At 63.3% G+C, this 26688-nt stretch carries 25 protein-coding genes and 1 tRNA gene; 18 read left to right on the top strand and 8 right to left on the bottom strand.

Annotated elements, in window-relative coordinates:
- Positions 1–48: 48 nt before the first annotated feature.
- A complete protein-coding gene (locus tag OOZ51_RS11265) occupies positions 49–1518 on the bottom strand; it encodes an MFS transporter (protein ID WP_265979635.1) in 1470 nt (489 codons plus the stop codon).
- A gap of 101 nt (positions 1519–1619) precedes the next feature.
- Here OOZ51_RS11265 and OOZ51_RS11260 point away from each other — a divergent pair, with 101 nt between their 5' ends.
- Positions 1620–2327 carry a TetR/AcrR family transcriptional regulator gene (locus OOZ51_RS11260; protein WP_265979633.1) on the top strand — a complete coding sequence of 236 codons (708 nt, stop codon included), beginning with the start codon at positions 1620–1622 and terminating at the stop codon, positions 2325–2327.
- A 161-nt stretch (positions 2328–2488) separates the two neighbouring features.
- On the opposite strand, the gene upp is transcribed toward OOZ51_RS11260, so the two are convergent.
- Positions 2489–3124 carry a uracil phosphoribosyltransferase gene (gene upp / locus OOZ51_RS11255; protein WP_265979631.1) on the bottom strand — a complete coding sequence of 212 codons (636 nt, stop codon included), beginning with the start codon at positions 3122–3124 and terminating at the stop codon, positions 2489–2491.
- 23 nt (positions 3125–3147) lie between these two features.
- Here upp and tadA point away from each other — a divergent pair, with 23 nt between their 5' ends.
- The 3 genes from tadA (at position 3148) to OOZ51_RS11240 (ending at position 4409) form a co-directional block, all read left to right on the top strand.
- Entirely contained in the window at positions 3148–3657 is a 510-nt protein-coding gene (tadA, locus tag OOZ51_RS11250) for a tRNA adenosine(34) deaminase TadA (protein WP_265979629.1), read from the top strand.
- A 90-nt stretch (positions 3658–3747) separates the two neighbouring features.
- Entirely contained in the window at positions 3748–4134 is a 387-nt protein-coding gene (locus tag OOZ51_RS11245; protein WP_265979627.1) for a VOC family protein, read from the top strand.
- Entirely contained in the window at positions 4131–4409 is a 279-nt protein-coding gene (locus OOZ51_RS11240; RefSeq protein ID WP_265979625.1) for an acylphosphatase, read from the top strand. Before OOZ51_RS11245 ends, OOZ51_RS11240 begins: the two co-directional genes overlap by 4 nt.
- Positions 4410–4434: 25 nt before the next feature.
- Here the strand turns inward: OOZ51_RS11240 and OOZ51_RS11235 are convergent, their stop codons facing one another.
- From OOZ51_RS11235 to OOZ51_RS11225, 3 genes are read right to left on the bottom strand one after another with little or no spacing between them, the layout of a single operon-like run.
- On the bottom strand, positions 4435–5655 hold the full coding sequence (locus tag OOZ51_RS11235) for a DNA glycosylase AlkZ-like family protein (RefSeq protein WP_265979623.1): 1221 nt from the start codon (positions 5653–5655) through the stop codon (positions 4435–4437).
- Positions 5656–5703: 48 nt separating this feature from the next.
- The gene (locus OOZ51_RS11230) at positions 5704–6099 is read right to left on the bottom strand and encodes a 6-pyruvoyl trahydropterin synthase family protein (protein ID WP_265979621.1); all 396 of its coding nucleotides are present in this window, start codon (positions 6097–6099) and stop codon (positions 5704–5706) included.
- Positions 6100–6101: 2 nt separating this feature from the next.
- Positions 6102–7133 carry a zinc-dependent alcohol dehydrogenase gene (locus tag OOZ51_RS11225; protein ID WP_265979620.1) on the bottom strand — a complete coding sequence of 344 codons (1032 nt, stop codon included), beginning with the start codon at positions 7131–7133 and terminating at the stop codon, positions 6102–6104.
- Between the two features lie 158 nt (positions 7134–7291).
- On the opposite strand from OOZ51_RS11225, the gene OOZ51_RS11220 reads away from it, so the two are divergent.
- Positions 7292–7381, top strand: a tRNA-Ser gene (locus OOZ51_RS11220).
- A 152-nt stretch (positions 7382–7533) separates the two neighbouring features.
- Here OOZ51_RS11220 and OOZ51_RS11215 read toward each other — a convergent pair.
- Positions 7534–7896, bottom strand: a complete 363-nt coding sequence (locus OOZ51_RS11215) for a hypothetical protein (RefSeq protein WP_265979618.1) — start codon at positions 7894–7896, stop codon at positions 7534–7536.
- Between the two features lie 931 nt (positions 7897–8827).
- Positions 8828–10041, bottom strand: a protein-coding gene (locus OOZ51_RS11210) for an IS3 family transposase (protein ID WP_265979617.1) whose coding sequence is annotated in 2 segments (ribosomal slippage) — positions 8828–9780 and positions 9780–10041 — 1215 coding nt in all. Because the reading frame shifts where the segments join, the coding sequence is not laid out codon by codon here.
- A gap of 451 nt (positions 10042–10492) precedes the next feature.
- On the opposite strand from OOZ51_RS11210, the gene OOZ51_RS11205 reads away from it, so the two are divergent.
- Both OOZ51_RS11205 and OOZ51_RS11200 read left to right on the top strand, forming a co-directional pair.
- Positions 10493–10759: a hypothetical protein gene (locus OOZ51_RS11205; protein ID WP_265979615.1), complete on the top strand. Its 267-nt coding sequence runs from the start codon at positions 10493–10495 to the stop codon at positions 10757–10759.
- A 123-nt stretch (positions 10760–10882) separates the two neighbouring features.
- Positions 10883–11107 carry a hypothetical protein gene (locus tag OOZ51_RS11200; RefSeq protein ID WP_265979613.1) on the top strand — a complete coding sequence of 75 codons (225 nt, stop codon included), beginning with the start codon at positions 10883–10885 and terminating at the stop codon, positions 11105–11107.
- 15 nt (positions 11108–11122) lie between these two features.
- On the opposite strand, the gene OOZ51_RS11195 is transcribed toward OOZ51_RS11200, so the two are convergent.
- The gene (locus OOZ51_RS11195) at positions 11123–11881 is read right to left on the bottom strand and encodes a hypothetical protein (protein WP_265979611.1); all 759 of its coding nucleotides are present in this window, start codon (positions 11879–11881) and stop codon (positions 11123–11125) included.
- Positions 11882–13353: 1472 nt separating this feature from the next.
- Here OOZ51_RS11195 and OOZ51_RS11190 point away from each other — a divergent pair.
- From OOZ51_RS11190 to OOZ51_RS11140, 11 genes are all read left to right on the top strand, one after another.
- Positions 13354–14160, top strand: a complete 807-nt coding sequence (locus OOZ51_RS11190) for a hypothetical protein (RefSeq protein WP_265979609.1) — start codon at positions 13354–13356, stop codon at positions 14158–14160.
- Positions 14161–14371: 211 nt separating this feature from the next.
- Positions 14372–16090, top strand: coding sequence for a peptidoglycan D,D-transpeptidase FtsI family protein (locus tag OOZ51_RS11185; protein ID WP_265979607.1), 1719 nt, complete (start codon positions 14372–14374; stop codon positions 16088–16090).
- A 684-nt stretch (positions 16091–16774) separates the two neighbouring features.
- Positions 16775–17332 carry a DUF2087 domain-containing protein gene (locus OOZ51_RS11180; protein ID WP_265979605.1) on the top strand — a complete coding sequence of 186 codons (558 nt, stop codon included), beginning with the start codon at positions 16775–16777 and terminating at the stop codon, positions 17330–17332.
- A gap of 219 nt (positions 17333–17551) precedes the next feature.
- Positions 17552–18442: a DUF3800 domain-containing protein gene (locus OOZ51_RS11175; RefSeq protein WP_265979603.1), complete on the top strand. Its 891-nt coding sequence runs from the start codon at positions 17552–17554 to the stop codon at positions 18440–18442.
- A 125-nt stretch (positions 18443–18567) separates the two neighbouring features.
- Positions 18568–19629, top strand: coding sequence for a GTP 3',8-cyclase MoaA (moaA, locus tag OOZ51_RS11170; protein WP_265979601.1), 1062 nt, complete (start codon positions 18568–18570; stop codon positions 19627–19629).
- 42 nt (positions 19630–19671) lie between these two features.
- A complete protein-coding gene (locus tag OOZ51_RS11165) occupies positions 19672–20556 on the top strand; it encodes an AAA family ATPase (protein ID WP_265979599.1) in 885 nt (294 codons plus the stop codon).
- A 4-nt stretch (positions 20557–20560) separates the two neighbouring features.
- Positions 20561–21676 (top strand): vWA domain-containing protein, encoded by a 1116-nt coding sequence (locus OOZ51_RS11160; protein WP_265979598.1) that lies wholly within the window; start codon positions 20561–20563, stop codon positions 21674–21676.
- Positions 21669–22835, top strand: a complete 1167-nt coding sequence (locus tag OOZ51_RS11155) for an XdhC family protein (protein ID WP_265979597.1) — start codon at positions 21669–21671, stop codon at positions 22833–22835. The genes OOZ51_RS11160 and OOZ51_RS11155 overlap by 8 nt, the downstream gene beginning before the upstream one ends.
- A 90-nt stretch (positions 22836–22925) precedes the next feature.
- A complete protein-coding gene (locus OOZ51_RS11150) occupies positions 22926–23456 on the top strand; it encodes a (2Fe-2S)-binding protein (RefSeq protein ID WP_265979596.1) in 531 nt (176 codons plus the stop codon).
- Entirely contained in the window at positions 23453–25822 is a 2370-nt protein-coding gene (locus tag OOZ51_RS11145) for a xanthine dehydrogenase family protein molybdopterin-binding subunit (RefSeq protein WP_265979595.1), read from the top strand. Before OOZ51_RS11150 ends, OOZ51_RS11145 begins: the two co-directional genes overlap by 4 nt.
- Positions 25819–26673 (top strand): FAD binding domain-containing protein, encoded by an 855-nt coding sequence (locus tag OOZ51_RS11140; RefSeq protein WP_265979594.1) that lies wholly within the window; start codon positions 25819–25821, stop codon positions 26671–26673. The genes OOZ51_RS11145 and OOZ51_RS11140 overlap by 4 nt, the downstream gene beginning before the upstream one ends.
- Positions 26674–26688: the final 15 nt, after the last annotated feature.

Raw genomic sequence — 26688 nt, 5'->3', positions numbered from 1 at the left:
CCCCCCCCCCCCCCCCCGCCCCACACCCGCGAATTAGCGGGGCGTTGGCTAGACCGTTTGAAGGGAAGGCTCGACGGCGGCGCTCCCCCGGGTGCCCACGCCGGCTGCGGTTTCCGCCTGGCTTGGGGCGAGTTGCTCGGCCAGGCTACCGGCGCGAGTGCGGGACGGAAGAAGCCACGCCACCAAGGTGGCAAGGACCAGCACGGACGCACCAACATAGATGGCGGGAATTGCTGCATCCACGTAGCCCGTGGGGGTGAGTTTGCCGCCAGCTCCGGTGAAGACCGCCGTCAGAACGGCCACACCGAGGGCCACACCGATCTCCCGGAGCGTGGAGTTGGTGCCGCTCGCCTTCGCGTGGTCCTCGGCGCGCATGTTGGCGAGCACCGCCGTCGACATCGGGGCGAAAACCAGGCCCATGCCGATTCCCGCCGCAATGAAGCCGGGCACCAGGGTTTCATACGGGACGGTCGCAGAAAGAACTCCGGCCAGCCAGAACATGCCCGCCGTGAGCAAGGCGAGGCCTGTGACCATAAGCGTCTTGGTGCCGAGCCGCGGTGCCAACAGGCCTGCGAGCGGTGCCACAAACATGGGCGCCAGGGTCCAGGGCATGGTCATGACGCCGGCCGCGAGAGGTCCGTGACCCTGCACCACTTGCAGGAACTGGATGAGGATGAAGACAGACCCGAAGATCCCGAAGCTGAAGGTCAGGCCGATGAGGTTGGCCACTGTGAAGCTGCGGTCGCGGAAGAGCCTGAGCGGAAGCAGCGGCGCTGCGACACGGGATTCCCACAGCACGAAGGCAAGCAGCAGGACGCCACCACCGATCAAGGCGCCGAGCATTTCGGCACTGGACCAGCCGGCGTCGTTCCCGCGGACAATGCCGAACACGAGCGCAAGGAGACCCAGTCCGGAGAGAAGAAGGCCTACGACGTCGGCGCGAACGCGGGCGCCGAAGCTATTCGGCAGGGCGAAGAGCGCTAGAGGAATCGACAGGATTCCGATGGGCACATTGAGCCAGAAGATCGCTTCCCAGCTCCAGCCTTCAACCACGGCGCCGCCGATCAATGGACCCAGGGCCACACCCAGGCCGGATACGCCGCCCCAGATGCCGATGGCGAGCGGACGCAGCTTGTCGCTGACCGAGCCCACCAGAAGGGTGAGCGAAAGCGGCATGAGGGCCGCGGAACCAACGCCTTGGACTGCGCGGGCGCCGATGAGCTGCCACGGTTCCGTGCTGACGGCTGCTGCCGCCGAAGCCAGGGTGAAGATGGCCAAGCCGGCGATGAAAACGTGGCGCCGGCCGAAGCGGTCCCCCAGGCCGACAGCTAAAAGCATGAATGCCGCGAAGCTGAGAGAGTAGGCATTGACGATCCACTGCAGTTCCTCGACGCTCGCGCCAAGGGCCTTGTGCATCACGGGCAGGGCATTGGTGACCACAAGGTTGTCCAGTGTGGCCATGAAGACAGGCAGGGAGGCGGCCACAATGGCCAACCAGACGGGAATGGTGCGTTTCATGATGACTCCACGGGGTCGCTGAAGTGCCGCTTTATCGGGATGTTGTAATCGAATGATTACTTAAACCCCAAAGTTAGTTATCGACTGATAACATGTCAAGTGTGGCGAAGAAAACAGTGGGCACCGGCGCCCCGGAGACGACCTCAACCAGTCAGGCAACTGCCGAGCGGATTCCTGCGGCGCAAAGGCGAGCGCTGATCCTGGAAGCTGCCACCGGCGTCTTCGCCGAGCGTGGTTACGCCGGCTCCACCACGGACCAAGTGGCCAAGGCCGCAGGGATCAGCCAGCCATACGTGGTGCGGATGTTCGGTACCAAGGAAACCCTGTTCCTTGAGGCCTTGGACCGCGCGCAAGGAAAGTTGCTGCGGGCGTTCCGCGAAGTCATCGCAGCCTACGACGCCGGTGAGCTCACCGAAGAACTGCAGCATCTAGATGCTGCCGCCGGGAGCGGCCGGCCGGAACAACTCAAACAGCTCATGGCCATTGCCTACGCGGATCTGATCGAGGACCGCGGGATCCTCATGATGCTGATGCAGGCTTTCGTGGCAGGTCACGAGCCAGCCATCGGGGCGCGGGCCAGGGAAGGATTCCTGGATATTTACCGCCTAGTGCGGGATGAAGCCGGCCTGCTCCCTGAAACCGCCCGCGATTTCCTTGCGCAGGGCATGCTCATGAACACCCTGATCGGCATCCGCCTGCCCGAGATCTACGAACAGGACTCGACAGCCGAGGAGCTGCTTGAATGCACCCTGCGGTCCAAGCTGCCCATGGTGCTCAAGGCAAGCAAGGCCCAGCGCCGGGCGGGCTAGTTCCTCGTGCCGGGACTTTGTCCCACCGGCCCTGTAGCTTTCTCCCCTTCTTTGCCGGGCGGAAGCCCCGAAATGGCGCGACTCGCCGCGTCGCAAGTGCTTTCCGGTACCAAAAGAGGGGAAACCGGTCCGGGGCATCCGGAGCGGGTAGCACGGACTCGTTAGCCGGCCACGCCGTACAACCGGTCTCCTGCGTCGCCAAGGCCCGGAACGATGTAGGCCTTCTCGTTGAGCTTCTCGTCGATGGAGGCGAGAACGATCTTCACGTTGGCGTCGGAAAGTTCTTCCTCGAGCTTGGCCAGGCCTTCCGGGGCGGCCAGCAGGCAGATGCACGTGACGTCCGAAGCGCCGCGCTTGAAAAGGAACTTGATTGCTTCGCGCAAGGTGCCGCCGGTGGCAAGCATGGGGTCCAAAACGAAGATCTGGCGGCCGGTGAGGTCCTCGGGGAGGCGCTCGGCGTAGGTGATGATGTCCAGGGTTTCTTCGTCACGGGCCATGCCCAGGAAGCCCACTTCGGCAGTGGGGACCAGCTTGGTCATGCCCTCAAGCATGCCGAGGCCTGCGCGCAGAATGGGAACCACCAGCGGCGTCGGCTTGGTGAAGGCTGTACCGATCGCCTTCGTGACGGGAGTTTCGATCTCCACCGGTTCGGTCCTGACCTCGCGGGTGGCCTCATAGGCCAGAAGGGTGACGAGTTCTTCGGTGAGTTGCCGGAAGACCGGTGAAGGAGTGTTCTTATCCCGCAGAACGGTGAGCTTGTGAGCGACCAGCGGGTGGTCCACGACGAGTGTGCGCATGAGTCCAAAACTATCATTGAGGCATGAGCACCAACGAGCCTTATCACGCAGAGCACGCGGCCTGGATGGGCATTGCCTTGGACGAGGCCCGCTTGGCACTCGATACGGACGATGTGCCGATCGGCGCGGTGGTTCTTGGGCCCGACGGCGGCGTGCTGGGTGCCGGACGAAACGAACGGGAAGCGCACGGCGACCCGACGGCGCACGCCGAGATCGTGGCAATCCGCGAGGCCGCGGCAGCCCTGCAACGCCACGCCCTTGAACTCGGCGAAGGTGGCGATGGTTGGCGGCTCGAGGACTGCACACTCGTGGTGACGCTGGAACCGTGCGCGATGTGTGCCGGCGCCATTGTGCTCGCGCGGATTCCGCGGGTGGTCTTCGGCGCGTGGGACGAGAAGGCCGGTGCCGCCGGATCCGTGTTCGACATCTTGCGGGAACGCCGCCTCAACCACTGGGTAGAGGTCTACGCAGGCGTGCGCGAGGACGAATGCTCGGCCTTGCTGCGCGATTTCTTCGCAGCCCACCGGAAATAGCAGCACCCCAGGCGCACTGGCCTCGAGCTCTTGAAATCTGCGGGTGTTGGACGTCAGATGGTCTCAGACAGCACACCTGAGGAGGACACCATGACGGTCTCTTTCAACCACACCATCGTCTATGCAACGGACAAGCGCCGTTCCGCGGAGTTCCTGGCCAGGGTGTTTGGACTGCCGAAGCCGCAGCCAATGTGGTCCTTCATGACCGTGTCCCTGGACCACGGAGTGGCCCTCGATTTCGCCGCCACTGACCGGCCCATCTCCCCGCAGCACTATGCCTTCCTGGTCAGCGAGGAGGACTTCGACGGGATCTTCGCGAGGATCCAGGCCGAAGGAATCCCCTACTGGGCGGACCCCGCGCGGTCCCGGCCGCAGCAGATCAACCACAACGACGGCGGACGCGGCGTCTACTTCGCGGATCCAGACGGGCATTTCCTTGAGGCGATCACGCGGCCGTATGGATCAGGTGCCGCATGAGTTCCCCTGTGCGGGTCACGGCTACAGTGACCGGCCGCGTCCAAGGCGTCGGTTTCCGCTACTCGACAATGCATCAAGCCCGGCTGTTGGGACTGTCCGGGGAGGCGGCCAACCAGATGGACGGCTCGGTGCAAGTGATCGCAGAAGGCGATCGCGACGCCGTCGATTCCCTGCTGGAATGGCTGCAATCCCGGGACGCCCCAGGGCGCGTAAAACACGTGGATGCCACCTTCACTCAAGCCACTGGCGAGTTCTCCGGCTTCTGGGTGGACTGAACCCACCTCTGGGCTGAACCCAGCCTTAGCCGTTTGCGGCGTTCGCCTCAACCAAGGCATCGATGCGCCTCTGCCGCGAGGCCGGAGAATCCAGGCTGAACGAGCGGAAATCCCCGAGGTCCTCGCGGATCCAGCTCTCCACTTCACTGATGCGCTGGGTAACGGCAGGGGTGGGCTTGTCGAACGTCCAGGCGGCGATCCCTGCCTTGCCAGGATTGTACTGCCAGAGCCCGATAATCCGTCCCCGGTCAAGGATCGGGTGGTCCGACAGGTCTGCCTGCAACGCCAGCGTTGTGTCCAGGACCTTCTTGCCCCGGTCCTCGTCGGCCAGCATGTCCGCTGAATTCCTACGCAACAGCACTAAGGAGTCGGTCCCGGCCAGAAGCTGAATCTGTTCCTCCTGGGGTGCCTTGAACGCGAAAAGGCGTTCGACGTCGTCGGGCAGCATCCACAGCGGCTCGCCCGCCGCGGTGGTCACTTCGCTGGCGGCGACGGCGGCCAGGGCCGCCTTGCTCTGCGCGACAGTGAAGCCCGTGAACCATTGGCTCTGCTTGAACGTCGCGCCGCCGGTCCAGCGCAGGTACCGTTCGATCAAGCGTGCGTGGGCGGCGTCGTCGTGGATGGGGCTCGGCGGCAGCACCCACGACGTGTAGGCGTAGCGCTGCTGGTCGAGGCGGCCGTTGACGGGGACGCGACGGATGCGGCCGTCGGCTTGCAGGAGGCCCAACGCCGTGGGAAGGGTGGTGGCCGCGCCCTTTTTCTTGCCTTCTTCGCCGAGGCTGCGGACGGATTCGCCGAGCTCGTCCTTGAGCTGCTTCGGATCCATGGGGTCGCTGGACTCCATGAGGGTGTGCAGCACCTGCTCTTCGAGCAGGGTGATCTCACCGCGTTCGACGCCGAGCCGGGCCAAGACCTTGAACGGCGCCACTGCGGCGTCCCGGCCCACCTGGAGGCCCCAGGCGAAGTCGTTCCGGCCCAGGACATAGGTGCAACCGCGGGCCGTGGGGAGTTCGTGGATTTTCAGCTCGGCGACGTCTCGATCCACCTGTTCGCGCCTGATCCCGGCCCGGGCGAAGAGCGTCAGGTACGGGTTGGCCCCGCCCACGGAGCGGGCCCAGCCTGCACGGTCCAGGACCTCCTCGGAGGTCTTGCCGGCGAGTGAGCCGTCGAGGCCCTGCCGGTGCCACGCCCAGGCACGGAGCAGTTCCGGAGTGAGCGTTTGGGTGGAAAGCACGGCGGACGTCATGGCCCCATTCTGCACCGTTTGCTCGGCGTCCGGGCGGTCCCGCGCGAGCTAGCGATCGAATTCCAGCGAGAAACCTGCCCAGGCGTCGGGATGCTCGCGCAACAGCACGTCGACGCCGGCGAGCGCACCGCCGTCGTCGCTCTCGCGGACCCTGGCGGCAACCGCCTTGGCGATGAAGTGGGCCAGGACCTCCGTGGTCGTAAGCTGCCCGGCGAAGTCGGGGTGCTCGTCGAGGTTCCTGTAGTTCAGGGGGGCGAGCACCTCGTCCAGGATGGTTCCGGCAGCACCGATGTCAAGCACGATCGCGTCGTCGTTCAGGTCCGCCCGGCGGAATGTCACCTCGGCCACGAAAGTGGCTCCATGGAGTCCTTGGGCCGGCCCGAACGATTCCCGCGGAAGGCTGTGCGCGATCATGAAGTGGCGGCGAACGGTGAGGCTGAACATCGTTAGGCCTGGTTTCCTTCCCGGTTCGGAGGCTCGGGGTAGGCAATGACGTGGCAGAGATCGTCAAGCTCGCCGTTTTCCAGGCCGTCGAAGACCTCGGGTAGCTCCTCGAACGGTGACTCTCCCGTGAGGAACGCGTCGAACACCGGGTCCCGCAGCAAAGACACCGCCAGCTGCAGCCGCTCGCTCGACGTCCTGCGGTGCCGGCGCGAACGGGACACCACCCCGACTTGGCTGGCGCGGATAGATAGGCGCCGGGCGTGGAAGTCCTCCCCCAACGGCAAAGAAACAGCCCGGTTGCCGTACCAAGAGAGCTCGATAATCTCGCCCTCGTCACCCACGAGCTGCAGACTGCGGGCCAATCCTTCATCGGTGGCCGAGCAATGGAACACGATGTCGCAGTCCTGCTTTGCGTCGTTCGGAAGGACGAATTCCACCCCCAGCGATTCCACGAACCCGCGCTTCCCGGGATCCGTTTCCACGAGTTGCAAGCGCCCAAGCGGGAAGCTGCGCAGCAGTGCTGCGGTCATGCCGCCCACCAGCCCGGCCCCGACGACGGCGATCCTGTCGCCAAGGCGGGGTCCGGCTTCCCAGAGGGCGTTGAGGGCAATCTCCGCGATGCCGGTCAGCACGGCGCGGCGTGGCGACACGCCCTCGGGTATCCGGGTGAGGGATGCGATCGGAACCACGTAGCGGTCCTGATGGGGATGCAGGCAGAAGACGTTCTGGCCGGTCCAGTCTTCGGGGCCTTCTTCAACGACGCCAACCGACAGATAGCCGAACTTGACCGGCGCCGGAAAGTCTCCCGTTTGATGGGGTGCACGCATGGCCTTCGCAATCCGTGCCGGCACGTGCGCTTCGTGGACCACCAGTTCGGTGCCCCTGCTGATACCTGAATACAACGCACGAACCAAGGCCTGGCCCGGCGCCGGAGCCGGAAGCTCCTCACGCCGAAGTTCACCTTGGCAGGGGCCCACGGTCCAGTAGGCCAATGCCGTTTGTGTGTGCTGCTGTGCTCGCTGCGGGAGAGTCATCGTGTCTGTGAATCTAGCCCTGCGGCTGCGTTTGCGGAAGCGATGGTGCTGAGGAGGGGCGGGCCGTGTGGGCGGCCGGTCGTGGGCCGGCCGTCTACGGCAGGACCGGCGGGGCCGTTTTGGGGAACAGGCCTCCACTCCGGTACCCTATTTCAGTTGGTGACGTGTCCGAGCGGCCGAAGGTGCAACACTCGAAATGTTGTTTGGTGTAAAAGCCAACGTGGGTTCAAATCCCACCGTCACCGCCAATGAAAACCCCCGGGAAACCGGGGGTTTTCTGCATTCTCAGGAGCTTCGTGGTGCATTTTTGGTGCATGTTTCGAGGAATTGCAGCTGGGACGGAATGCCAATGCCCGCGCATGAGCCGTGGCGACTGTTCCGGCGGCGGCGCCAAGATCGTTCACCTCAGAGATGGAAGTTCCATCTGGGCCAGCCTCTTCACGGCTTCGGGAGTCACCCGGCCCCGTTCCTTGTCCAAGGCCAGCCTCAACTGCGCGGCGAGAATGTTGCGACGCAAATACAGAGCCATTTCTCTCCGCGACGCCGGATCCCTCCGGAGCTTCCCGTCGGGCGTTCTCAACGTGACGAAGGGTGACGGCAGCTTTGGGGGCGTTAGTTGTGCTAGTCGTACTACTGCCCCCGGCGTCTTGCGTCCCTGGACTTCGTCGAGGGTAATCCGGAGTTGGGCCGCCCGGATTCCGCGCCGTATACGCAGGATGGTTTCTTCCCTGGAGGACCAGTTCTCGTCATCATTGGCGACCATCGGGGCGTCCCTCTCTGCGCGTTGCGTCCGTGATTGCAGAGAGCCCAATAACCGCCAAGGCTCTTTGTCTAATAGGGGAGGCCCGGCGCCCAGCACGTCTTTACGCTGGCTGTCTCTCGGCCAGGTAGGAAAGCGTGGCATCCAACAAGTCTGCGATGTCTTGCCCACATGCGCTACCGAACTCAATGTCGATCATGGCTTGGAACCGTAAAGTGCCGTCGCCATAGAATGCCGGACGAGTACGGCGCCTATTGTTTTTCTTGCCATCCGCCAGGGCCGCTCCGGCGAAGCCGTGGCGCACGACTTGTTCCCAGTCACCTTTTGAGGTCGGCCGTGAACTTCTCTCAACAACATGCCCTCGCACCATTCACTCGATGGCAGCAGCGGCATCGATTAGGTACTCTCCGTGTCGAGTTCCGTTCACATCGCCTCGAGGGAAGTCACTACGCATCAGATCACCGATGGGAAATGACTCGCGCGTTCCTCACCAAGGCAGACATGGATCCGGTCACCCGGGCCGGCGGACTGCTTGTGCTGCTCCACGGCATACAGCTGACCCGAATAGTCGTGATCACGCGCTCACAGATCGACGCAACGTCTCGACCCGTGAAACTCATGGTCGGCGCAGAACCGATCGAACTGCCCGAGGTTCTCGGAGAGGCGATCGTTCAACTGCTTGATGCGCACCGGAACCGTTCGGAACCGTGGCTCTTCCCCGGCAGGAACCCAGGCCGGCCCCTCACTCCCGGTCCGTTGAGCCGTCGACTTCGCAATGAAAGGCTTCTTGCCGGCAGCGCACGCGTCACCGCTCTGATGGAGCTGACTCGACAGCTGCACCCTCGCATCGTGTCCGACCTGCTCGGCATCACACCCGCGTCAGCCGCTGCATGGTCCTGCGGTCGTCAAGTTTTTGAGACAGGTTCGTCGTTGGTTAGGCGGCCAGGGATTCCTGGGCGCTGGTGTGGTGGGCTGCATGGGCGGTGGCTGGCGGGACGCCCCCGGCCCGTCGGTTGGGCCGGCGGCGGTTGTACCAGCCCTCGATGTAGTCCATCACGGCGGTCCGGGCGGCGAGCCTGGAGCCGAAGCGGTTGTGGTGGTAGAACTCGGTCTTCAGGTGCGAGAAGAAGTTCTCGGCGACCGCGTTATCCCAGCAGACCCCGACCTTGCCCATGGACTGGGTCACCGCGTTGGTGCCGCACCATTTCTGGAATTCCTCCGAGGTGTATTGGGTGCCCCGGTCCGAGTGAAAAATAACGGAGTGCCCGGCGAGGTGGCCGTGGTTCCGGGCCATCCGCAGCGCAGCCGTGCACAGGCTGGCGCGCATGTGCTCGGCCATGGACCAGCCGATGACCATGCCGGAGAAGAGGTCGATGACCGTGGCCAGGTAGAGCCAGCCCTCGCCGGTGCGCAGGTAGGTAATGTCTCCGACCAGGCGGGTCCCGGGCACCGTGGAGTTGAAGTCACGTTTCCCCTCGGGATCGAGCATGTGGTTCTCGATGTGGGCGGTCTTGGCCTGCGGGTCCTGGAGCGTGGTCTTTTTCCATGCCTGGGTGCGGATGGCGCGCAGGCCGTGCTCGCGCATGATGGCCCCCACGGTGGGGGCGGAGACCCTCACCCCGGACGCGTTCAGCAGCAGGGTCAGCTGGTCCCGGCCGGCACGCCCGGACTCCTTGGTGTAGAGCTCGGTGACCGCGGTGACCAGCTCCTCGTGCCGGACGGCGCGGGGCGAAGGGCCGGCAGGGTTCCGCCACCGGTAGAACGAGGCCCGGGAGACGTTCAACGCCCGGCACAGCCACGCCACGGGATGGTTGGCCTTCTCCGCTTCGATGAACTCGTAAAAGTCCTCTACTTTTGCTTCGCGGCAAAGAAGGCGCTGACTTTTCCCAGGAACTCGACCTCGGCCTTCAACCTCGCGTTTTCGGCCAGCGCTTTCTGGTGCTCGTCCCACGCCACCGGCCCCCGGTCCTCAGCTTGGGCAGGGGCGTCCGGTTGCCTGTCCCTAGACCTGTGAACCCAGTTTCCCAGCGTGCTTTCCTTCACCCCGATCTCCTGGGCGATCTGCTTCACAGGCCGGTCCGAGGACAAAACCAGTCGAACCGATTCCTCCCGGAACGCGGCGTCGTATGTCTTTCTGCGTGTGGTCATCTGAAACTGAGGCTCCCATCAAGCTGTCTCACAAAACCATACGACCGCAGTCCCGTCTCGCCGGCGGCGAATGGTCAGAATATCCAGCCCCGCGAAACTAGAACGGTTCCCGTTCGACGAAAGGATCGAACCGTGCTCGACCGACCTGATATTGTCTGCATCGGGACGTTACATGAACGTGCCGCGGCGCTTGAATGCGGCACCAGGCGAGAGCTGGCAAGACATCATCGGCCTGAAGCCGGACGTCCTTGCCCACTTCCACGAGTCTGCACAGGAACCCCACTCTCCTTCACAACGACGCTGATGTTGGTTGGGACCTGCTGAGGTGGAGGTGACGGCAGCGAAACGCGGGGAGGCGGGTTCTGATCCTTACCCATGATTTCTCCTAATTCGAAATCGAGAACTGACCTATCACGAAGAGCCACGACACAGCGAGAAGTATCCCGCCACAATGGAACCACCGCCGCAGGCCCTCCAGGCGTTCATTGTCCTGATCGTGTACCGCAAGCTTATCGCCAACAAGTGCCCATTCGACGGCATACTCGCTCATTCCCTCCGTCAGAGCGTTCCGGGCGAGCAACGTGGCGTCGATCTCGCCCCCACGCTCGACCCTCAGACATCGAAGACCACAACACCCAGACACCAGCGCTGCCAGGACGGCCAGAACGGTGAAGAAGGCTGGGAGCGAGACATGTACAAGCTCGCTATACTCGGGTAGGCCTGGCAGACGCCTCAGAACACCAAAGATCTCCTTGACAGCACTTTGAATTCTCGGTGCTTGCGCTCCAAGAGCCGCAGTCGCCGCTCCTGCCAGGAAGATGGCCCGAGTACGCATCGCGTCATGTCGCTTGTGGGTAAGTTCGCGTTGGCGGTTCAGTTCTTCATGAACGAGTCGAAGTTGCGCCGCCGGCAACTCGCCGATCTGCTTCGGATCATGGTCAGTCTCTGGTGGCATTGCATGAATCTCCTCGGAGATCAGGCCAAGCCCGGCTGGGTCAGTGCCTTCGGAGGAGGTCTGAGGGGCGGCTCGGTGCACCGGGGCGTCCTCAAGGCGATCGTCCATTGATCGAAGCCCTTTCGTCTACCTACTTAACTTGCGGCTATGCCGGGCGATGACCTGCAGAGCAGTTAGCCGGTTTTGTTCAAGACTGGCCGCTACGGATTCCGCGTCTGCCCAAGAGCTGTTGGCGGCCAACCCTTTGATGAACGCCTCGACGTCCGTGCGGAGATCCGTGAGGTCATCTTTCGTGATCACACGGGTCCTGGATGGAACATGAGCCGCAGCTTCAAGCTTCTCACCAGGGTGAAGCAGCACCGGGATCGGCTCCTGATCGTCTGGGTATCGATCTGCGAACCACCCCATGGAATGCACCAGCTGCTCAGCCTCGCTTTTGACGATCACTGGGTTGTTCCGCGAGATGTCCGTCTTCAACTCGATGACTGCATACTGGTTGTGAGTCAGAGCCCATAGGTTGTCTGGCCCACCGTCCCGGTCTTCCTTTTCAGGACGGCTGGACCCGAACCCAAGGTGCAGCCCGAGGAGCCTGATCTGTTCTTCGGCGCGGTCTGCCGCGAACTCGACGCCCCAGGCGATGTTGTCGAACAACGACGCCACGGCGAGCTCCATGGTTCGCGGCTCACAGTAATTGGCTCCCAAGTACTCTGCAGCAGCCTTACCCTGAGCGGCAGGACCGGCCAGCTTCTTCCTGGACGGCGCAATCCGTGGCTTAAGGACTCCTGAGTTGAGCTTGCGGGCAGCCGCCAGGGTCTTCTGCGCGGCGATCGGGTCAACGAAGTGCTCGTAGGTGGCGAGTTCCTCCAGGCACCACCCTTTGAGCAACGGATCGGTAACCGTGTCGATCGCTCCTCGGAGGACCTGTACCGCCCCGTCCGCGTCGCCGGCCGCTGCTAGATTGAAAGCCCAAAGGCCCAGGCTTCATTGTCGGCCATGTTCGGCGGCCACCGAGCGAGAATAGAGCGACGTCTACATCTCGCGCAGTCCAGGACTGCCCGTGGAGTCAACTTGGTCGGATGGCACCGACACTCGCTGGGGATGTTCTTGTCGGGTTCGTTGAGACCACTCATGCAGACAGTCTGGCAGGAGCCTCCGATGGTGCAAGGGCCGCCAAATTCTGTTAAATTTCTAGCGCATCGCGTGACGCCGCCTGAAGGGTGCAGCGAGCCGCCCAACCTGGCGAGGGCCCCATTGTGGCCTTGTGACTAGTCGCGACTGAATATTCCGCGATCTTCAACGCTTAGACCAGGCTCGTGTACGTCGTCCATGATGGCGACCTCGTCGTCCGGAATGTAAGACCGGCGAACTTCAACAAGCGAACCGGGCATGATTCGACAGCAGTCGAGCAGGTCCCGGACCTTGAATGCAGATTCCTCACAGTCGCAAGCTCACCCCCCGACCTTGGCAATCGGCGATCACGGGTTTCGGAAGTTTCTTGCCGTGTTGGTGTCACGTTTCGGAAACTCGTGACACATACAGGGTGCCTGGCATGGGAGGGGGTGTGAATTGGCTCGGACTCAAGGCGGGTTACTTGACTTCAACCTGCCGGACAAACACAGGAGCACTGAAGTTTCCTGCAGAAACGCTTCACTATTAGGGGAGTTAGATTGAAGAACATCAACCGTAGAGCCTCGGTCGCTTTGGGGGTTACTACTCTTCTTGCCGGGTCGATGCTTGTCGGATCAGCGGCGTTTGCCGACGAGGGGAAGACAGGGTCCGACCCAACAACGACCGGCTGTTACATCAACTCTTACGAGATCAAGTCCTGGTCGCTCAATGACCAATACTCCGGTGCTCGGGGCATCGCGACCGTACAGGGGATGTTCTCGTCCCGGTCCGACTGCTTGACCAACTGGACCAACATCTACGGGTGGGCCAATGGGTACCACTACAATCCCGCCATCACAAGGCTCACGGACTGGGCTACCTACGGCGGACCGACCGGTTGGGGAGCAAATGGAGCCGAACACAGCCCCCAGGTGTACGCGCCAGGATCGACTTGCGTCAGGATTCAGGGGTACATCTACCGCGACTCCGACAATCGAGACGTAGGCAGCCAGTATTCGGATGTTTGCTGACCTATCAGCAATGGGGGGCGCCTTCAACGGGCGCCCCTTCGCTGTGCGCAGACGGGTACAAAACGGTTGGTTACTCTTGGGGAGATCAGAATTGAAAATGAAGTCTCGGACGGCAATTCTCGCATTGGGGGTACTCGGCCTATTGACCGGGTGCACCCCCGGCTCCGGCAAAATCCGCCCGGCGGGCCTCAGGGCCCTACCGCTGTGGAGCATCTACATATGAGCTATCTGTCCGACGAAGTGCTCACGCTGAACGCCTCCGTCACTGAACTCAACTACCGCTGTTTAGCAGACAATGGCTTCCCGGAGTTCGTCGCAGTTCTCCCGGCTCAAAAGGCCAACAAATTCCGGACAATTCCACCGAACCTTGACTTCAAGGCGATGTTTGACGATGTAACCCGCAGCCCCTGGTTTGAAACAAAAGACGACGCCAAGGCGCTCGGGTACGGTCGAAACGCCAAAGGTTTGGACACTCGGGTCGTTGTTTCGGATCCGGCCTTTCTCGCAGTGGCCAAGGAGTGCGGGGACAAGGTTCAAGCCAAGCTTCCCGGCAGCCATGATGTCCTTGCGACGTATGCCGATATTGGCGTGAAGATTATTAAGGCGATCAATGATGCCGGGGAAAGCAGCTTCAAAGCATCCAGCGGCGCGGTCTATGACTGCATGGCGCAACACAAGTTCCCGGTCTCATCCACAGCACCTAACAGGGTGGCCCCCTGGGGAGTGGACTTCGGTGTTCCGCTGGGAAGCCAGCCGCCCAGACCTCCTGCGAACGACCCCGTCTCAAGCCATGGAGTGAACATCATCCCTGCCGTGCCTGGATCGGAGTATGCCCCGTCTGCTGAAGAGAAGGAATCGGCAACGATCATGTTCAATTGCTCGATTGAAACCGGTGTCAGGACACAGTGGAAAAAGTCCGTCGACGATGCGATCCGTGCCACTCTGGCAGAGAATCAATCTTCCCTTGATTCGTTGCGAACCAAATTGACTGAGATGGCAAAAGCTGCGTCCGATGCGGTTGCTTGATTCCATGCAGTCACCTAAAGAGGGGCGGAGCATTGGAAGCCGTCCGGCCAGGAACAAGTGTGTCAGGCGACAGTTCTCGCTCAAGACCGAGCTCCTGTGAGTGCTTGCGTAAGATTGTCAGGTTGATACCGAGGGAAATGGATGGGGCCCGGTAGCGATGTCTCAGAAGAATGATGCCGCAAAGCGTGGGGCGCGGCGTTTGAGGGCTGGAATGATCGTATTTTTCTCGGTCTTCGCCCTCCTTGTAGGTCGCCTGGTATGGGTCCAAGTCATTGATGGACCGGCTGTGAGTGCTGCAGCGCAGATGAAACGAACTGTTTCGCAGGATATCCCCTTCACGAGGGGTGAGATTCTCGATGAGCGCGGCCAGGTTCTCGCCCGGACGATACTGACCTATGACATCGTGACGGACCCCAGCCGGAGCTCGGCCTTCGATACCTTCGATACCCCTTTGCCTGACAGGTCAGTTCGCCATGTCACCCGCGATCAGGGAATCACCGAGCTGGCCCGGATTCTTGGCCTCGATGTGTCTGCCGTTAAGAAGGTCCTCAGCGGGGAAGGCAAATTCGCATACGTCGCCCGAGCCGTCACACCCGACGTGGAACAGCGGGTGGCTGACCTGAGGTTTCCCGGTGTGTCATCCAATGCGGTGCAGAAGCGCGAGTACCCCCTTGGCGCGGTTGCGGGGAACCTCGTGGGGTTTGTCGACGACCGGATGCAGGGCGCTGCCGGCGTCGAACAAACCCTGAACGATCAGCTCACCGGAACACCCGGCAAGCGTCAGTTCGAGACGGGCGCCGACGGGATTCTCATCCCCGTAGCCCCCATCGAACAGGTGAAGCCGGTCAACGGCAAGAACGTTCAGCTGACCATCAACAGCGATCTTCAGTACTTTGCGCAGAAAGCGATCTCGGACTCCGCGGCCCAGCTCCACGCTGACTGGGCCAACATCGTTATCGTGGAGGCCAAGACCGGTAAGATCCGCGCCATGGCCGAAACCTCGCCCATGGACCCCAACAATCCCGGGGCCAGCAAACCTGAGGACCGGGGCGTGCGGTCCGTGACTGCGGCCCTTGAACCTGGATCGACGGAGAAGTCAGTCACCGCGGCCGCGGCCCTCCAGGAGGGCAAGGTACAGCCCCTGACGCAATTGGAGATTCCCCCGAGCTACACCATCGACGGTCAGCCCTTCGACGACTCGTTTAGACACGGGACACTGCACATGACTTTCGCCGGTGTACTTGGCTACTCCCTCAACACAGGCACCGTCATGGTAGGCAAGGACCTGACAGCCCAGCAGCGCTACGACTACCTGAGAAAGTTCGGAATCGGGGAGAAAACAGGAATACCACTCCCCGGCGAATCAACAGGCATACTCGCCTCCCCCAATAAATGGGACGTCCGTCAACAGTACACAGTGCTGTTCGGCCAAGGAGTTGCCCAAACCCCTTTGCAGACCGCGATGGTCTATCAAACCATCGCCAACGGTGGCGTCAGACTCAAGCCGCAACTCATCGAGTCCACCACCGACGCCAACGGCAAAGCAACACCTACCGAACGGGACTCCGGAGTGCGGGTCCTGACCCCGGAAACCGATAAGTCACTCAAGGACATTCTCGAGAGTGTCGTGACCGCCGGTGAAGTCCAGGACGTGAAAGTTCCCGGGTACCGTGTCGGCGCGAAAACCGGCACGGCGGAGACGGCGACAGCGGACGGGAAAGGACTTAACGGTTACACCGCTTCGTTGGTGGGCATGGCCCCGATGGAAGACCCGCAATACGTTGTGCTTGTGAACGTCCAGCACCCGCAGGGCGACATCTATGGGATTTCGCAGGCTCAGGTATTCAACTCGGTCATGTCCTCAACACTGTCGACCTACAACGTCGGCGCCTCCACTACGCCTTCCGTCGCACTGCCGCAGAAGTACTGAAATACCGTCCTCTACAATCAGGGAATCCATAGGAAGCAACCAGCCGGTATCCGGGGACCGCTGGCTAAGCGAGATCCTCAGGCTTTTTGATATCGATGCTGTGGGCAGCGAAACGGGCGTAATTTACGGGGACAAGGGCGTTGAGCTAGAAGATCAGCCTTTAGTCTGGGCCATTCGCGTACTCGTTGCGAGGCGATTCGGCATCCCGGAAGCAATATGAATGAGCCAGGCCGGAGGCCCGCATGGGGGGTCCTTCGGATCTAGTGTCGCGTTTCTGAAATTGTGGGACGGTTGACTTTCGCGTGGATCTGTTCCTGGGTCTTGGTCCAGACGAAAGGGCATCGGTCGTTCCAGCCGGTCATGATGAGCATGCGTTCCGCGCCAGCGGACGCGCTTATCGGTTTGATCCCCGCGAGAACGCTTGAATCACCCTCAGGTGTCGTCGTGGGCCGAGGGCGGCAACCAGAGGAAAAGCCACCTCCAAGGCGCCTTCCAAGTCAGGATGTGATGAGTCGAGACAGCCTTTACGAATGGGCCTCGACATCGCTTACACCCCGGCCTTCGGACCGGAGTATGTCTCTCTTTGTCTGAGTTGGTAATTGCAGGCTGGGCCGGCCGTGAGGTCACAAACAATCTCTCCCTTGGCCGCGCCGATTCGTTGCCTACTGTGCCTATGCTGGGCCCATGGGGAGTGACCCATTGACGACGCCGGATGCGCGGCGCCTCCTCGCGGCATTGGCGAACGGCGAGGCTCGGAGGGTCTTTGCTGAGATCAGCATTGGCGAGACCCCGGGCGGCTCGTTCACGCCAGGAAAACTCTCGCAAGCGAAACTCGCACGGGCGCTCGGGCTCCTGACCGAAGCGGGGCTCGTCGAGGTGGCTGAGACCGAAGGCAGCATCCGCTACCGCATTCGCGAACATGCCTTCCGAGACGCGCTGGCGAGCCTTTCGCCCGCGCCCCGCCGGTCCGGCGTCGAGCGCTTCTCGACGGCGGACGGCCGCATCGACCGCTATCCCGCGCGGGAGGCAGACCGACTCGAGCTTCTCGCATTGGTAGCCGCGCGCATCCTAAGCTCCAGCGAGCGTGTGGCGGAGCGAGAGCTGAACGAACGCCTGGCCGGGCTCACGGACGACGTGCCGATGCTCAGGCGACGCCTGGTGGACTACGGCGTCGTAAACCGCACGCCAGATGGCTCGGCCTACTGGCTTGCCCTCTCCGCACGCGATCACGACGCCATGTAGACCACGCCAGAGAGTCGGCGCACGGCTGCCAGATGACACTCACCCCAGCGCACAGCGGCCCGTCCCAACAGGTACAGGGCCAAACCAAGGAGGACTTGCGGGGGCGCGCGCGGTTAGGAGATACTGATGAGGCACAAGCATCCGCCGCATACTATGCGGCAAGTCCTACAGCCACTCCGCAAGGGGTGGCTGTAGTTGTATCTACCGGGGGCGTTATAAATGTTGGTCTGCTACATCGATGAATCAGGCGACGAGCAACCCCTTAGGACACCCACAGATCCGCCGGTGCTCGTGATCGCAGGCTTGGTAGTGAACCACACAAGAGCCAAGACCCTCATCATGGACTTCCTTCAAATCAAGAAGGAGTTCAACCCAGTAATCGGCTCGGATTCCGTGATGCTTTCAGAACTGATTCGATTCGAAGTCAAAGGAAGCGAGCTCCGGAAAGACATCAGGTCCGGCAAGCGCCGAGCAGTGCGCAGAGCAATTGGATTTCTGGACAAGGTCATGAACCTCCTGGAAGAGCACGGCGTGTCCATTGTCGGTGAGATCTTCATTAAAGGGCAGGCGCCGCTTAAGCGCTGGGTCTACTCGGACGCTGTGGTCTCAATAGCAGAGCAATTCGAAGCACAGCTTAGGACCGCTCAAGTCGAAGGAACGATGATCCTGGATGCCCGGACGAAGAGTAAGAACGTTCCAAGCGTCCACACCGTAACAACTCAACGGTTCCGCCGCGGAGGGGACCCGTACCCTCATCTAATCGAAGCGCCGGTCTTTGGACACAGCGACGCGCACGTGGTTCTTCAAATAGCGGACATCTTGGCCTCTGCGTTTCTGTTCCCCATGGCCTGTGCCAGCTACTGCAACTCACTATTGGACAACGTTCACATCGACTCCGCATACGACATCATCAGAGACCGCTACGGCGCCCGGCTCCGTCTTCTTGAGAGCCGGTACCTGAACGCGGACGGGCGGAAAGTTGGGGGCATCCGAGTTTGTGATCACATGAACAGGCAACCGTCCTTGGCTCTATACCAACAGATGGACTTCGTCTACGCGACTGCCGCGTCACCGCTCAAGAGAGTCGCAGCCGACGCTGCTTCTAGGTAGGGACGCCCACTAGGAACGGGGGCAGCCGCGATTCAGCCAAACGTCCATTGTGAGCGCTCGGGACCGGGCATACGCTGGGAGAGGCACAAGCGCTTGGCACTCCTACCGCGTTGAGAGGGCGCTGCATGGACTCCAATTCCATCACCGACACCTTCCGCCGGCCCCTGCGGGACCTGCGGATTTCCGTCACGGACCGCTGCAATTTCCGTTGCGTCTATTGCATGCCCAAGGAGATTTTCGGCAGGGATTTCGTTTTCATGCCCCGGGACCAATTGCTCACGTTTGAGGAAATCACCCGGCTGGCCTCGATCGCCGTCGGGCATGGAGTGCGGAAGATCCGGCTGACCGGCGGGGAACCCCTGCTGCGGAAGGACATCGAGGAACTGGTCCGGATGCTGGCCTCGTTGCGCACTCCCGACGGGCTGGCGCCGGACCTGGCGATGACTACGAACGGCTCGGTCCTGGCCCAGAAGGCCCAAGCCCTCAAGGACGCCGGGCTGAACCGGGTAACGGTGTCCCTTGACTCCCTCCGGGAGGAAACCTTCCAGGCCATGAACGACGTCGGCTATCCCGTTGCCAAGGTCCTGCACGCCGCGGACGTCGCCCAAGCGGTCGGCCTGGGACCGGTGAAGATCAACATGGTGGTCAAGCGCGGGACCAACGACCAGGACGTCCTTCCCATGGCAAGCCACTTCAAGGGAACCGGGTTCATTCTGCGGTTCATCGAGTACATGGACGTGGGTGCGTCCAACGGCTGGAAAATGGATGAAGTGGTGCCCTCTGCCGAGATTCTGGCCCGCATCAATGCGGTGTTCCCGCTGGAGGCAGTGGTGCCCAACTACCCCGGCGAGACCTCGGACCGCTGGCGCTACGCAGACGGTAGCGGCGAAATCGGCGTCATTTCCAGCGTGACCCAGGCATTCTGCCACGGCTGCACGCGGGCCCGGCTCTCCGCCGATGGCAAGCTGTTCACCTGCCTCTTTGCCACGGCCGGCACCGACCTGAGGGCGCTCCTGAGGGGCGGCGCGTCCGACGTCGAGCTTTCGACGGCGTTGTCCGCGCTGTGGGGCGGCCGCACGGACCGCTACTCGGAACTGCGCGGTGCCCGCACACCGCGGGACGTTTCCCACACACCTAAAGACCCCGCCGCGGCACACAAGATCGAGATGTCGTACATCGGCGGGTAGCCCAGCCGAACGTGCCCCAGCAAGTGACCCTATGCTGGTGCCATGACGCAGACGTCGATCAGCTCCGCCACAGCGCTGGCCGAAATGCTGGCCGCCACCGGTTACCTCGCCGATGAGGGCCTGGCCACCATCGGCTACCTCGCCCTGAGCATGGAACGGCCGCTGCTTCTGGAGGGCGAACCCGGCACCGGCAAAACCTCCCTGGCCGAGGCCCTGGCAGAGGCTTTCGGACTGCCGCTGATCCGCTTGCAGTGCTATGAGGGAATCGATGCCGCGCAGGCACTGTATGACTGGGACTTCACTGCCCAAATCCTGCATCTGCGCAGCGTGGAGGCCAGCGGCGGCTCGGGAATGAGCGTGTCCGAGCTGGAAAGCTCGCTTTACGACAAACGGTTCCTGCTGGCCCGGCCCATCCTCAAGGCGCTGCAGCAAAGCCCGGCCGTGTTGCTGATCGACGAAATCGACCGGGCCGATGACGAGTTCGAGGCGTTCCTGCTGGAAGTGCTCTCCACATACCAGGTCTCCATCCCCGAGTTCGGCACGGTCAAAGCGGACACTGCGCCGATTGTAGTGCTCACTTCCAACCGGACCCGTGACCTGCACGATGCGCTCAAACGCCGGTGCCTCTACCACTGGATCGACCACCCGGGGCTGGCCCGCGAAGTGGAAATCGTGCGTACCCGGCTCCCCCAGGTGCCCGCGCTCCTTGCCGAGCAGGTGGTGCGCGTGGTGCAGCAGATCCGGGTCACCGACGACGTGCTCAAGCCTCCCGGCGTGGCCGAAACCCTGGACTGGGCGCGCGCTCTGCATCAGCTCGGCCGGGCCGAGCTTGATCTGGCCTCGGCCGCGGCCAGCATCGGCGCGCTGTGCAAGTACCGCGAAGACACCGAACGGGTCTCGGCGGCCCTGTCCCGGATGCTCGGCTGAGCCCATGCCACCGGCCGGACAGAGCCCAGAACACAGCGCCGAGGAAATTCTGCTGGCCTTTGCTGCTGCGGTGCGCGCGGCCGGCGTGAAAGTGACCGCGGACCGGTCGCGCAGTTTCGTCGAAGCCGTTGGCAGGCTCGCGCTGGACCGCCGTTCGGACGTGTTCTGGGCCGGGCGGGCCACTCTGTGTGCCTCTCCGGAGGATTTGCCCGCTTACCAGCGGACCTTTGAGGCCTGGTTCGCGGTTGAACATTCTGCCGCCCAACGTCTGGAGGCCTCCGCAACAACCGTCAGCGCTGCCGCTTTGGACAACGACGACGGCGGCCCGGAAGGTGGGCGGGAACAGTTGCGGGCGCTCGCCAGCCGCCGGGAGCTGCTGCGGCACCGCGATGTCGCCATCCTGGACGACACCGAGCGGGCGCTTCTGCGCCGTATGTTCGAGGAGCTGCCGGTGCGCGTGCCCACCCGGCAGACCCGGCGCAAGCATCTCGACCGGCACGGCGACGTGGACCGCGTGCGAACCCTGCGCGACCAACTGCGGCGCGGCGGGGAACCGGGGCCGCTGCGCCGTGCCCGGGCGCCGCGCAAACCCCGCCGCATGGTCTGGTTGATCGACATTTCGGGCTCGATGGCGCCCTATGCGGACAGCCTGCTGCGCTTGGCCCACCGGGTAGTGGAAGCCGCCCCGCGCCAGGTGGAGGTGTTCACGTTGGGCACCCGTCTGACCAGGGTGACAAGCGCACTAAGGGTGCCGGACCCCGACAATGCCCTGGCCCTCGCCGGCCGCGCCGTCCCTGACTGGTCCGGTGGAACCCGGCTTGGAGAGGTGATGCGTGCGTTCAACGACCGCTGGGGCCAGCGCGTGATGGTGCGCGGCGCCGTCGTCGTGATTGCCAGTGACGGCTGGGAGCGCGGCGACCCGGCACTGCTGGGACGCCAGGCCGAACGGCTGCACCATTTGGCCAGGCGGATCATTTGGGCCAACCCGCACCGGGGCAAAGCTGGGTACCAGCCCCTGCAGCTGGGAATCAGGGCGGTGCTGCCGCACGTTGACTTCTTTATAGGGGGACACTCAATGCAGAGCTTCGAGGAGTTGTTGGACGTGGTTGCCAATGCGTGAGGTCTTGGACGATCTGGTCGCCGCCATAGTGGCCGGCCACACAGTAGGACTCGGAACAGTGGTTCGCACCTTCCGTTCCGCACCGCGACCGGCCGGGGCCGCCATGATGGTCGACGCCGACGGCAGTGCGGTCGGCTCGGTGTCCGGCGGCTGCGTTGAAGGCGCGCTCTACGAACTGGCCACCAAGGTGGTCCAATCTGGCCGGCCGGTGCTCCAGCGCTACGGCATCAGTGACGACGCTGCGTTCGAGGTTGGCTTGACCTGCGGCGGAATCCTGGACATTTTTGTTGAGCCGGTCTCCACCAGGATCTTCCCGGAATTGCCGCAGGTGGCGGACGACGTCGGCGCCGGCCGGCCGGTGTCGGTGGTCACCGTGATCGAACACCCCGATCCGGCATGGCTGGGCCGCCACTTGGTGGTCCGCCCGGAGGGGTTCGTCGGCTCCCTGGGCAGCGAGCGTGCCGACCATGCGGTCTGCGACGACGTCCAAGGCCTGCTGGCCGCGGGCCGCAACGCCACCCTGATGTATGGACCGGACGGTCAGCGGCGCGGGGAGGGCATGCGCGTATTTGCCCTCAGTTTCGCCCCACAACCGCGGATGCTGGTGTTCGGCGCGATTGACTTTGCCGCAGCCGTCGCCAAGCAGGGCAGCTTCCTGGGCTACCGGGTGACTGTCTGTGACGCACGCGCGGTTTTCGCAACGGCTGCCCGGTTCCCGCAGGCGGACGAGGTAGTGGTGGAATGGCCGCACCGCTACCTCCAGGCGCAGATCGCTGCCGGCCAGGTGGATCAGCGCACGGTGATCTGTGTGCTCACCCATGATCCAAAATTCGACGTGCCGCTGCTGGAGTTGGCGCTGCGCCAGGACGTGGCCTATGTGGGGGCGATGGGATCCCGGCGCACGCACCACGACCGCTTGGAACGGCTGCGCGAGGCGGGCCTTACGGAGGCCGAGCTGGCCCGGCTCTCAAGCCCGATCGGCCTGGACTTGGGGTCCCGTACGCCGGAGGAAACAGCCGTCTCCATCGCCGCCGAAATCATTGCCTTGCACTGGGGTGGCGGCGGCCGAAGATTGAGCACCATGGAAGCCCGGATCCACCACGAGCCCACGGCTGACGCGGACCACGAGGATGCGGGGTACGAACTCAAGTCGACCTAAGGCGCTCGCCTTCTCCGAGGAGTAACCTGTGTCACATCAGGACTGGATGCCGGGCGGTCGTGCTCGTCCTCCAAGCGACAGGAGATCCCAATGGCGAGTTCCAAGACGATCACCGTCGAAGTCGATGATGTGAGCTACACCGACAATGTCGAGCCACGATTGCTGCTGGTCCAATACCTGCGCGAACGGCTTGGCAAGACCGGCACATTGATCGGCTGCGACACTACCAACTGCGGCGCCTGCACCGTCCATCTGGACGGTGTCAGCGTCAAATCCTGCACCATGTTCGCGGTTCAGGCAGACGGCCACAGCGTCACCACCATCGAAGGCCTGGCCCGGGACGGAAAACTCGCCCCGCTGCAGCAGGCCTTCCACCAATGCCATGCGCTGCAATGCGGCTTTTGCACACCCGGCATGATCATGCAGTCGGCATCCCTGCTGGCCGAAAACCCGCACCCCACCGAGCAGGAAATCCGGGACGGCCTGGAGGGGAACCTCTGCCGATGCACCGGGTACCAGAACATTGTCGCGGCGGTCCAGGCCGCTGCGGACGGCACGGTTTCCTCGAACAGCACGCTGTCCGCGGACAGCGACGAAACGGAAACGGCAGGTGTGGCATGACCGTCACCGAAGTCGGCAGGGCCCGCCTCCGCAAGGAAGATGCCCATCTCATCACAGGGCGCTCGCGATATACGGACAACATCACACTGCCCGGCATGCTGCATCTGGCCATGGTGCGCAGTCCATTCGCGCACGCGAAGATCACTTCGATCGATGCCTCCGCCGCGAAGTCTTCACCCGGCGTCGTTGCCGTGCTTACCGGAGCCGATGTGGCCGCCCAGCAGGGAAGCCTGCCCAACGCCTGGCCGATAACGCCGGACCAAAAGGCCCCAGCTCACCCGGCAATCGCCGTCGATGCCGTGGCTTTTGCTGGTGAAGTGGTTGCTTGCATCATTGCCCGCAGTGCCGCCGCCGCCCGCGACGCAGTCGAACTGGTCGATGTCAGCTATGAGGAGTTGCCTGTTGTCCTGGATCTGGAGGAGGCTTTGAAGGATGAGGTGCTGGCCCACCCGGACCTGGGCACCAACAAATCAGCTACTTGGGTCTTTGACTCGGGCGAGGCCGGCACCGGCAAACCGATCGCCGAGGCGCTCGACGGTGCCGAAGTCCTCATTGAGCGTACGTTTTACCAGCAGCGGCTCATCCCGGCCTTCATGGAGCCCCGATCGACCGTGGTGGACCCTACGGGTGAGCAGATCACCGTGTGGTCGGCCACCCAGATACCGCATATTCTGCGGCTCATGCTGGCGCTGACCTTGGGCATCCCGGAAAGCAAGGTGCGCGTGATCGCCCCCGACGTCGGCGGCGGCTTCGGCGGAAAACTGCAGGTGACCCCCGAGGAAGCCATCACGGTGCTTGCGGCCCGGCACACCGGCAAACCATGCAAGTACACCGAGACCCGCAGCGAATCCCTCATGGCGGCCCACCACGGCCGTGCCCAGGTGCAGAAGGTGAAGCTCTCGGCCACTAAGGAAGGGATCGTCACCGGGCTGGATGTGCATCTGCTGGCGGACATGGGAGCCTACCTTGGCCTGGTCACTTCCGGGGTCCCGATCCTGGGCGCCTTCATGTACAACTCCATCTACAAGTTCCCGGCCTATCGGTTCGAATGCACCAACCTCTTCACCAACAAGGCGTGGACCGATGCCTACCGCGGCGCAGGCCGACCGGAAGCAACCTTTGCGATCGAGCGCTTGATGGACGAACTCGCCGTCGAACTCGGCGTGGATCCCTTGGCGGTGCGGGAAAAGAACTGGATCAAGCACGAAGAATTCCCCTTCACAACCGTCGCCGGGCTCGAATACGACAGCGGCAACTACGAGGCGGCCACTGCGAAGGCTCTGGAGCTCTTTGGCTACGACGAGCTCCGGGCCGAGCAGGCGCGGCGCCGCGAAAGCAACGATCCCGTCCAACTCGGCATCGGCATCTCCACTTTCACCGAAATGTGCGGCTTGGCTCCGTCCCGGGTGCTCGGCGCGCTCAGCTACGCCGCCGGCGGCTGGGAGCACGCCCAAGTGCGGGTGCTACCCACGGGCAACATCGAGGTGGTCACAGGATCCTCTGCCCACGGCCAGGGCCACGAAACCGCGTGGAGCCAGCTCGTCGCTGACAGGCTGGGAGTGCCGTTCGAAAATGTCGAGGTACTGCATGGGGACACCCAGATCTCCCAGCGGGGTCTGGACACCTACGGCTCCCGGTCGCTGACCGTCGGCGGCATGGCGGTGCTGGCCGCGGCGGACAAAGTGATCGAGAAGGCCAAGATTGTGGCCGCACACATGATGGAGGCCAGCGAAGAGGACATCGAGTTCGCGGACGGCAAGTTCAGTGTCAAGGGCACCGATCAGTCCACGGCTCTCGGTGAAATCGCTTTCGCCGCCTTCTCCGGGCACAACCTGCCGGACGGGTTTGAGCCCAATCTGGACTCGGATGCCACCTACGACCCGCAGAACTTCTCCTTTCCGCACGGCACCCATCTGGCCGCCATGGAAGTGGACACCGAGACCGGTCGGGTCACCATCCGCAAATACGTCTGCGTGGACGACGTCGGGGTGGTGGTCAATCCTCTGATTGTGGAAGGCCAGGTCCACGGCGGCCTGGCGCAGGGAATCGCGCAGGCCCTCTATGAGGAGGCCGTGCACGACGACGCCGGCACCCTGGTCACGGGCTCGTTTGTGGACTACCTGGTACCCAGCGCGCCGGATCTTCCGCACTTCACGACGGCGCGCACCGAGACCCCTTCGACCACCAACCAGCTGGGGGCCAAGGGAGTCGGGGAGGCGGGAACCATCGCCTCGACGCCCGCCATTGTCAACGGTGTGCTGGACGCAGTGCGGCATCTGGGCGTGAAGGACATCAAAATGCCCTGTTCGCCGTCGCGCGTGTGGGCCGCCCTTGAAGAAGCCAAAATGACCGGAGGTGTGCAATGATTCCGAGCGCATTCGATTACTCCGCGCCCGCTACCGTGGCGGAGGCGCTGGGCGCGCTGGCCGACGCTGGCGACGACGTGAAGCTGCTGGCCGGGGGTCAAAGCCTGATCCCCGTGATGAAACTGCGCCTTGCCGACCCGGCGATGGTGGTTGATCTGGGCCGGATCGGTGAGCTGTCCGGGGTGCGCGACGACGGCGATGCCCTGCTGATCGGAGCCATGACGACGCACCATCAGATCGCCAACGACCCGCTGATTGCCGAGCATGTGCCGTTGCTGGCCAAGGCGGCGGCGACGGTCGCGGATCCGCAGGTCCGCCACCGGGGCACGTTCGGCGGCGCTCTCGTGCACGCCGACCCGGCGGGAGACATGCCAGCGCCGGTGCTGGCCGCGGACGCGACGTTCATCCTGGCAGGTCCGAACGGAGAGCGCCGGGTGGCAGCGGCGGACTTCTTCCGGGGCTACTTCACCACCGCCGTCGACGACGGCGAGATCCTCACCCATATTCGGGTGCCGAAGTACACCGGATGGGGTGCGCACTATGAGAAATTCACCCGGGTGGCCCAGCAATGGTCCATCGTCGCGGTGGCCGCGATGGTCCGGGTGGAGGGCGGCACCATCGCCGAGGCCCGGATCGGTCTGACCAACATGGCCAGCACGCCCGTGCGGGCCGCCGCCGTCGAACAGGCACTGGTGGGTGCCCCGCTGACCCGGGAAGCGATCGCCACCGCGAGCGCACACGCTGCCGAAGGGACCGATCCTGCCAGCGACCTCAATGGGGACGCGGCCTACCGCCGCCACCTGGCTGAGGTCCTGACCAAGCGGGCCGTCATCGCGGCCGCCGGGCTCTAGCGGAACGCGGCGAGA

The organism is Arthrobacter rhizophilus (assembly GCF_026241105.1).
GTDB lineage: Bacteria > Actinomycetota > Actinomycetes > Actinomycetales > Micrococcaceae > Arthrobacter.
The sequence above is the reverse complement of the archived record's forward strand: the minus strand, read 5'-3'. Positions and strand labels throughout refer to the sequence as shown.

What these genes read in the sequence shown, in the direction of transcription:
- OOZ51_RS11265 (WP_265979635.1), bottom strand. Translation starts at nt 1,518, where the DNA reads ATGAAACGCACCATTCCCGTCTGGTTGGCCATTGTGGCCGCCTCCCTG.
- upp (WP_265979631.1), bottom strand. Translation starts at nt 3,124, where the DNA reads ATGCGCACACTCGTCGTGGACCACCCGCTGGTCGCTCACAAGCTCACC.
- tadA (WP_265979629.1), top strand. Translation starts at nt 3,148, where the DNA reads ATGAGCACCAACGAGCCTTATCACGCAGAGCACGCGGCCTGGATGGGC.
- OOZ51_RS11245 (WP_265979627.1), top strand. Translation starts at nt 3,748, where the DNA reads ATGACGGTCTCTTTCAACCACACCATCGTCTATGCAACGGACAAGCGC.
- OOZ51_RS11240 (WP_265979625.1), top strand. Translation starts at nt 4,131, where the DNA reads ATGAGTTCCCCTGTGCGGGTCACGGCTACAGTGACCGGCCGCGTCCAA.
- OOZ51_RS11235 (WP_265979623.1), bottom strand. Translation starts at nt 5,655, where the DNA reads ATGACGTCCGCCGTGCTTTCCACCCAAACGCTCACTCCGGAACTGCTC.
- OOZ51_RS11230 (WP_265979621.1), bottom strand. Translation starts at nt 6,099, where the DNA reads ATGTTCAGCCTCACCGTTCGCCGCCACTTCATGATCGCGCACAGCCTT.
- OOZ51_RS11225 (WP_265979620.1), bottom strand. Translation starts at nt 7,133, where the DNA reads ATGACTCTCCCGCAGCGAGCACAGCAGCACACACAAACGGCATTGGCC.
- OOZ51_RS11215 (WP_265979618.1), bottom strand. Translation starts at nt 7,896, where the DNA reads ATGGTCGCCAATGATGACGAGAACTGGTCCTCCAGGGAAGAAACCATC.
- OOZ51_RS11205 (WP_265979615.1), top strand. Translation starts at nt 10,493, where the DNA reads ATGGAACCACCGCCGCAGGCCCTCCAGGCGTTCATTGTCCTGATCGTG.
- OOZ51_RS11200 (WP_265979613.1), top strand. Translation starts at nt 10,883, where the DNA reads ATGTCGCTTGTGGGTAAGTTCGCGTTGGCGGTTCAGTTCTTCATGAAC.
- OOZ51_RS11190 (WP_265979609.1), top strand. Translation starts at nt 13,354, where the DNA reads ATGAGCTATCTGTCCGACGAAGTGCTCACGCTGAACGCCTCCGTCACT.
- OOZ51_RS11185 (WP_265979607.1), top strand. Translation starts at nt 14,372, where the DNA reads ATGATCGTATTTTTCTCGGTCTTCGCCCTCCTTGTAGGTCGCCTGGTA.
- OOZ51_RS11180 (WP_265979605.1), top strand. Translation starts at nt 16,775, where the DNA reads ATGGGGAGTGACCCATTGACGACGCCGGATGCGCGGCGCCTCCTCGCG.
- OOZ51_RS11175 (WP_265979603.1), top strand. Translation starts at nt 17,552, where the DNA reads ATGTTGGTCTGCTACATCGATGAATCAGGCGACGAGCAACCCCTTAGG.
- moaA (WP_265979601.1), top strand. Translation starts at nt 18,568, where the DNA reads ATGGACTCCAATTCCATCACCGACACCTTCCGCCGGCCCCTGCGGGAC.
- OOZ51_RS11165 (WP_265979599.1), top strand. Translation starts at nt 19,672, where the DNA reads ATGACGCAGACGTCGATCAGCTCCGCCACAGCGCTGGCCGAAATGCTG.
- OOZ51_RS11160 (WP_265979598.1), top strand. Translation starts at nt 20,561, where the DNA reads ATGCCACCGGCCGGACAGAGCCCAGAACACAGCGCCGAGGAAATTCTG.
- OOZ51_RS11155 (WP_265979597.1), top strand. Translation starts at nt 21,669, where the DNA reads ATGCGTGAGGTCTTGGACGATCTGGTCGCCGCCATAGTGGCCGGCCAC.
- OOZ51_RS11150 (WP_265979596.1), top strand. Translation starts at nt 22,926, where the DNA reads ATGGCGAGTTCCAAGACGATCACCGTCGAAGTCGATGATGTGAGCTAC.
- OOZ51_RS11145 (WP_265979595.1), top strand. Translation starts at nt 23,453, where the DNA reads ATGACCGTCACCGAAGTCGGCAGGGCCCGCCTCCGCAAGGAAGATGCC.
- OOZ51_RS11140 (WP_265979594.1), top strand. Translation starts at nt 25,819, where the DNA reads ATGATTCCGAGCGCATTCGATTACTCCGCGCCCGCTACCGTGGCGGAG.